The organism is Endozoicomonas sp. Z74 (genome assembly GCF_057680865.1).
Window position 1 is genome coordinate 1 of the sequence record NZ_JBLYZI010000169.1, and the last position, 6827, is coordinate 6827.

Below are 6827 nucleotides of genomic sequence, written 5' to 3' on the forward strand. Positions count from 1 at the left end.
CAACAAAATACCTGTCTCGTTACCTCGGGTGGAAAAGGTTTCTTAAAACTCAACTCTTCTCAGAGGAGGCTTTTTTAGATCAAGTTTCTATACATTGGGTAGAGCAACACTTAATTTGAACAGCGCCACCTTTCATCATTACCTCCAACATCATTCTTGCAATGGCAGATCAATAGGCTTGGCGTACAGAGGATATACTGCCTTGCCTGCCTATGAATTTTACCAGAAGTTGGTTATGGGCCGTTACCTTGAAGCCCATTCATTTTGAATTGGATGATGATATGCCTGGGAAGGAAGGGCTTTCTTGTTTATGGAAAGGCTTTGCATCGCGCACCCGCTGCCGATGACTCTGAATTAGAAGCAAGGAATTTGAGGCTGGCAACCCGATTTTCCTGGGAGATGTTCCTTGACCGGGGTTCAATATTTCCGGAGTCGAGCCATACTTTCGCTGTAGTGGCCGTCAGTATTGCCAATATCCCTATCGAAGGATGGCTTTGAATGAATGATCTTCCTCTCAATGTATTGCCCCCTGATTCACCAGGGGCTGAGACCGTTCGGAAGGTGTATTTATGCCCGGACTGTGACCTTCTGGTGTCCGTACCTGAGCTGAGTGTCAGGCAGGAAGCCTGTTGTCCAAGGTGTCATCATGTTCTGGCGCGTCAACGTCATCCTCAATCCCACCGGTTGCTCGCTCTGGTGATGACCGGGCTTTTTTTCTTTCTACCGGCCAATCTGCTGCCGGTTCTGACCATGGAGCTGGCGGGGCAGCAGCAGGGCAGTACCCTCTGGAGTGGCGTACTGGCGCTGTGGCGAGAGGGGCTTCCAGCCGTTGCGGTCATTGTTTTTGCCACCAGTATCGGAGTCCCCCTGTTGCGTCTGCTGATACTGCTGCCGGTGTTGCTGTGTGCGGTCTTCAATAGAAGGGTTCGGGGTGTCAGAAAGCTGTTCCGCTGCTATGTGCATCTGGGGGAGTGGGGCATGGTGGAAATTTATATGCTCGGTGTACTGGTGTCGGTCATTAAACTGGCCGATATGGCTAGTGTGCAGCTGGGAGCAGGGTTGTTCTGTTTTGGGGCCCTCATGGTGACGGAGATTGCCATTAGCCTGAATCTGGATGAACACTGGATGTGGGAAAAACTGGTGGCTGACAGCGCCATGGACAATGAATCTGGGAAAAACCATGAACGGTGCTGAGGCGGGTTTGAAGCTGTGTCTGGACTGCTCCTATGTGTGCAGTCAATCCGCAGTTCATTGTCCCCGCTGTGGTGCCAAAGTGGTGATCCGCCGGACAAACAGCATTGCCAGAAGCTGGGCGCTGACCGTCACTGCTGCCATTCTCTACGTTCCAGCGAATATTCTGCCGATGATGACCGTCAACCGGTTTGGGCAGGGAAGTGCTGACACCATCATGTCCGGTGTCATGAGGTTGCTGGACCACGGTCTGCTGGCCATTGCCGCGCTGGTCTTTGCCGCCAGCATCGTTGTGCCATTGCTGAAATTGCTGGGCATGATGTGGCTGCTCCTGTCGGTGCAACTGTCGGGTCGGACCAGGTTATCCCTGCACCGGAAAATGCAACTCTATCGTGTGATTGTCTGGATCGGTCGCTGGTCAATGCTGGATATTTTTATTATCTCACTGCTGGCCTCTCTGGTGCAGTTTGGCCAGATCAGCCAGGTGATTCCCGGTGCTGGAGCCTGGGCTTTTGCGTCAGTAGTGATCATGACCATGCTGGCGGCCATCAGTTTTGACCCCAGGCTGCTATGGGATGATGCAGATGCTCCGTTGAGCGCTGAGATAAATGCCCCTAGCGAAAGAAAAATAGCAGGCCCCGCGTATATACCCAAAGGATTTCATGTTGCTACGCGGCGGCAAAAGAACGAAGCCCCGGGAGCTTGGATTAACCAAGTGACCGGGGTGAGTGATTGCAGCCAACAAAGTAGCAACTTGAAAGGCGATGGGTATACAGGAGGTGAAAATGACCGATGATCATCCGGTCTCCCCGGCCAGGGTCAGAAAGCATCGACACCTGACGCCTGTCTGGTTCCTTCCGCTCATTGCCCTGGTGATTGTCAGCTGGCTCGCCTGGCGGACCCTTGAGCAGTCAGGGTTAGAAGTTCAGGTTCGTTTTATCGACGGCCGGGGTATCAAAGTGGGTAAAACGGAGGTACTGCACAAGGGCATTGCCATTGGCCGGGTGACGGCCCTTGCGCCCAGCGAAGATCTGGAAGCTGTGGACGTCTCTATCGAAATGAATGCCCGCTTTGAAGAGCTGCTCACGGAAAACAGTGCCTTCTGGCTGGTCAAACCCCAGGTCAGCTTTGCCGGAGTATCGGGGCTCGATACCCTGGTGTCCGGTAATTACATCGCTTTCAGTCCATCCGCTTCGGGGAAGAAGAAAAGATCGTTTGTGGCACTGGCAGAGGCGCCCTCTCTTGTGGACAAACAGGACGGTTTACGACTTACCCTCAGAGCCAGGGAACTTTCATCCGTTGAAGAAGGGAGCCCGGTGTATTACCGCAAACTGAAAGTGGGTGAGGTGTTTGATTATGATCTGTCAGAGGATGGCCAGTCGGTGGAGGTTCAGGTCTTTATCCGTTCCCAGTTTGCTCACCTCGTTCATGAGAATACCCGGTTCTGGAATGCCGGAGGGGTCCATGTCAGTGGCAACCTTTCAAACCTGAAGGTCCGCACTCAATCTCTGGTGTCCATTCTGCAGGGAGGCATTGCTTTTTACACTCCGGAATGGGAGATCGCCTCTTCCCCGGTGAGTGACGGTCAGAGCTTTGTGCTTTATCCAGATTATGAAGAAGCTGAAGTGGGTATTCCCATCACCATTGAGTTTCCCCTTGAGGTTTCTCTGGGGGAACGTTCAATGCCAATCCGCTTTCATGGCTTTGAGGTGGGACGCATCCGGGCCATTGATGTCAGTGAAGATATGAACCGGATAGTGGCAGAGGCCAGCATACGACCAGAGGCCCGTTCCATGCTGGTGGAAGGGGCCCGTTTCTGGGTGGTGGAGCCCAGGCTTGGTCTTCAGGGCGTGACCGGGCTGGATACTTTGCTGGGTGGTCGTTATGTGGCCATGGATGTCAATAAAAAGGACCTTGATAAAGGCCAGGAAAAGCGTCTTTTTAAAGGAATGAGCCAGCGGCCTGCAGCACCAGCAACAGCACCGGGGCTGCACCTGTCTTTCAGGGCTGAATCGCTCTGGGGAGTCACCGTGGGCAGCCCCATTCTGTTCCACAATGTTCCTGTGGGTACGGTTCAGTCTTATGAACTCCGGCCTGAAGGGGTGGAAGTGTATGGGCTGATTGAATCAAGGTACCGCCACCTGGTGAACAACAGCAGTCGCTTCTGGAATGTCAGTGGCCTCAGTTTCGAGGGTAACCTCAGCAGCTTTAAAATCCGTGCGGGCACTCTCAGCACATTGATTTCCGGCGGGATTGCTTTCCGGACCGACAGTCCTGGTGGGAAAAGAGCCAGCAATGGCGACCGTTTTACCCTTTACCGGGATGAAAAGGGTTCCCTCGAAGATGGGCTGCCCATTGATATTTATTTTGAGAAAGCGGACGGTTTGCAGGAGGGGACTCGAATCCGGTTTCGTGGTGTAGAGGTTGGGCGCCTGACGGGAGTGGATCTGGATGCCGCTGGAAAAGGGGTGGTTGCCAGGGCATTGCTGGATGGCGATAAGGCGTGGCTTGCCCGTGAAGGCACACGGTTCTGGCTGGTGGGGCCCAAGCTTGGGCTGGCCGGTAGCGCCAATCTGGACACGGTACTGAAAGGGTCTTACATCAACCTGCTGGTAGCGGAGAAACCGGGCCCCTCCAGGAAACGCTTTATTGGCCAGAGAAAAGAACCCGATGATCTTCCCCGTCCAACCGGTCTGGTGCTGGAGCTGGTCAGTGACCGCCTGGGATCCATACGACGGGGAAATCCTGTCTATTACCGGGAAATCCCGGTTGGGGAGGTGACGGGCTACCGGCTGGCCAACCCTGCCAGCCAGGTGATCATTGTCATTAACATCGAGGAGCGTTATCAGTCTCTGGTCAGCGACCAGAGCCGGTTCTGGAATGCCAGTGGCATCGATATCGATGTGGGCCTGTTCAAGGGGGCATCCATTCGAACGGAGTCCCTGGAGGCTTTGTTATCAGGTGGGATTTCCTTTGCGACACCGGAGCCACCGAACAAGCCGGTGGCTCCAGGCCATCGCTTCCAGCTGGTTCAAAAACCCGAGAAGGCCTGGATGCAGTGGCAGCCGGAGATTCCACTCAATAAACAGTGATCCTGTTAGTGGTAAAACGTTAAGGATCTATTTTGCTCTGCTTCTCTATGGCTTTAGCCATCCCCCGGAAAATAAACAGATGGGCCGGCAGCATGGCAAACCAGTACAGCAGGCCCCAGAATCCTGCCGGGTGCCACCAGGCACGGATATCCAGGGTTCGATATTGTCCATGGTCTTCTATCCTCCATTCAAGACGGCCCAACCCGGGGGCTTTCATGCCAAAGAGCAGTGAGAGGTGACGGTTTTCAATGGCGGTAAGGATTTTCCAGGAATCGATTCGGTCTCCTGCTTTTAATGTCCGTTCCAAGGGGGGGGCTTGATGTTGAGCCTCTTTTGCAGTGGGCACTTGCAGCCCCTTTCCTCCCACGAGCCAGTCCAGCCAGGCGCGGATTTTCCACAGCCCGTTGGCGTAAAAGTACCCGTGCTTGCCACCTATGGTTGACAGAGTCTGCCAGAGTTTTTCCGGGGGCAGGCTGGTTTTCAGGGTGTAACCAGCCTGCTTGGGGTAGAAGGCAAATCCGGGACGCCAGCGCTCCAGTGCCTCTCTGTCATAGTGCCAGATTTCGTTGTTCAGCAGCTGGTTTTCCCTGGCCAGTGTGCTTTTGACCGCCTCATCAAACCCCTGGCACTTTCTCGAAACCCACTTCTGAATCGTCTTCTGCGGGTCAGGCAGCAGGTCATGGGCCAGGCCTCGGATAAGAGCACTGGCGATTGGGGTGGGGACCGATGTAATCAGGTGAAGCCAGTAGGTGGACAGCGCTGGAGTGAGAAAAGGGACTTTGATGATCCACAACGGTTTGTGAATCAGCTGGGCGAAGCGTCGCATTTGATCTTCGTAGGAGAGCGCTTCCGGGCCACCGATCTCTATAATCGGGCAGCCCTCGACGGGGCTTTGAATAAAGTGTTCGAGGTAAAACAGAAGGTCTTCCAGTGCAATGGGAGCAGAGCGTGAGCGTACCCATTTTGGTGTGGTCATTACAGGCAGATGGTAGACCATATCCCTCATGACTTCGAAGGCGGCGGAGCCCGGGCCGATGATGATGCCGGACCGCAGCTCAATGACCTGACAGCCAGACTCCCTGAGAATATCTCCGGTTACCTTGCGGGCCTGCAGGTGCTGAGACGGTGTGGTTTCTTTGGATGCTCTTTCTGACAGCTTTGATGGTGCCGATTCTGGCAAAAGGGCTCCCAGGTAAATGATCCGTTTAACGGGGGCTTTTTTCAGGGCCTGCATGAAATGACGGGCCAGCCGGGTTTCGTACTGATAAAACCGGCTGCCTGCCATCATGCCATGGACCAGATAGAAGACGGTGTCGATTCCTTCGAGGGCTGCTGCCAGCGTGTCCGGTTTTTCCAGATCCAGGTGTTTGCAGGTCAGCTGTGGATGACTGAACTCATGTTCTTTCTGGAGTGCTTCAGGGTTGCGGGCCCCGGCTGTGACTGAGTAGCCAGAAGCCAGAAGTTTTGGAACCAGGTGTCGTCCAATATAGCCGGAAGCGCCGATGACCAGGATGTTATTGTTCATAATAGAGTGCCCAGGTCTGCGTTTGCTGCCATGGCAGGCAGCCCGTCTCTGGATTGTATCAGTTATCTTGCCAATTGATCTTCGTTGAGGGCACAATCTCTGACGTCGCTCATCGTTGAAAAGAATTAAAATAACTCAGATGTTTATTGATACTGTCTCTCCCCGTTTCTGTGAAACCGACGCCTCCGGGCATATTAATAATACCGTGCTGCCCATCTGGTTTGAGAAAGCCCGTGAGCCGATTTTCCGGTTGTTTTCCCCAGACCTGAGCCCGGAAGGCTGGGGGCTGATCCTGGCGCGCATTGAAGTGGACTTCGTGGCACAGATTTACTACGGTCAGGATCTGGAAATCCGCACCTGGCTTGAAAAGGTGGGCAACAGTTCCATGGTGGTTCTACAGGAAGTGAGGCTGGCCGAAAAGGTATGTGCCCGTGGCCGCAGTGTGATGGTTCATTTTGACTTTGAACAGCAGTCCTCCATGACAATTCCCCATGAGATCCGGCAGCAGTTAAATGAACTTGTGTATCAAGAGCCTGTGTAGCCAGAGCTATGAGCTTATTGGAGGGGGCTCAATAAGCTCAGAACTAGATTCAGCTCATGGTATTACAGGGTGGAACTCAGGTGTGTTTTTTTTGCTATTTCAAATTATTCATTTTCCAGGAAATATACTCTTAATCGAAAGCGGGGAGAGTCAAAGCTGGCTGGAAGGTGGCTATAGACAGTAGCAATGTACTCTTGAAGTAGATCAATGATAGTGGTTTTGTCCTGAAGATAATGAATAGCTTGACCATTGATAGCAGTGAGCGGCTGTTCAGTGTAAGGAGATATAGTAAGTACTGCGGTAAACAGGACTGAGGATATAGAACCGGAATCAGTGTCGAGATTGCTTTCACTGCATTAGTTCAGATCTGATCTGACAATTCCCTCTTCAAAAAAGGGAAGGGTTACCGATTTAGATAGAGGGTGAAATCACTGAAATCTAAATCGTAAAAAGGTAACCCTTATGATTCATACTAATC

The 6827-nt window shown here is 53.0% G+C and carries 5 protein-coding genes; 4 read left to right on the forward strand and 1 reads right to left on the reverse strand.

Annotated features, from left to right (window positions below; translation table 11 throughout):
* The first annotated feature begins 498 nt into the window (after positions 1 to 498).
* From ACNRUY_RS25395 to ACNRUY_RS25405, 3 genes are read left to right on the forward strand one after another with little or no spacing between them, the layout of a single operon-like run.
* Entirely contained in the window at positions 499 to 1194 is a 696-nt protein-coding gene (locus ACNRUY_RS25395; RefSeq protein WP_488114462.1) for a paraquat-inducible protein A, read from the forward strand.
* Positions 1181 to 1987 (forward strand): paraquat-inducible protein A, encoded by an 807-nt coding sequence (locus ACNRUY_RS25400; protein WP_488114463.1) that lies wholly within the window; start codon positions 1181 to 1183, stop codon positions 1985 to 1987. Before ACNRUY_RS25395 ends, ACNRUY_RS25400 begins: the two co-directional genes overlap by 14 nt.
* The gene (locus ACNRUY_RS25405) at positions 1977 to 4283 is read left to right on the forward strand and encodes a PqiB family protein (protein WP_488114464.1); all 2307 of its coding nucleotides are present in this window, start codon (positions 1977 to 1979) and stop codon (positions 4281 to 4283) included. The genes ACNRUY_RS25400 and ACNRUY_RS25405 overlap by 11 nt, the downstream gene beginning before the upstream one ends.
* A 19-nt stretch (positions 4284 to 4302) precedes the next feature.
* On the opposite strand, the gene ACNRUY_RS25410 is transcribed toward ACNRUY_RS25405, so the two are convergent.
* Positions 4303 to 5808 carry an SDR family oxidoreductase gene (locus ACNRUY_RS25410; RefSeq protein WP_488114465.1) on the reverse strand — a complete coding sequence of 502 codons (1506 nt, stop codon included), beginning with the start codon at positions 5806 to 5808 and terminating at the stop codon, positions 4303 to 4305.
* A 139-nt stretch (positions 5809 to 5947) separates the two neighbouring features.
* On the opposite strand from ACNRUY_RS25410, the gene ACNRUY_RS25415 reads away from it, so the two are divergent.
* A complete protein-coding gene (locus tag ACNRUY_RS25415) occupies positions 5948 to 6349 on the forward strand; it encodes an acyl-CoA thioesterase (RefSeq protein WP_488114466.1) in 402 nt (133 codons plus the stop codon).
* The last annotated feature ends 478 nt before the right edge of the window (positions 6350 to 6827 follow it).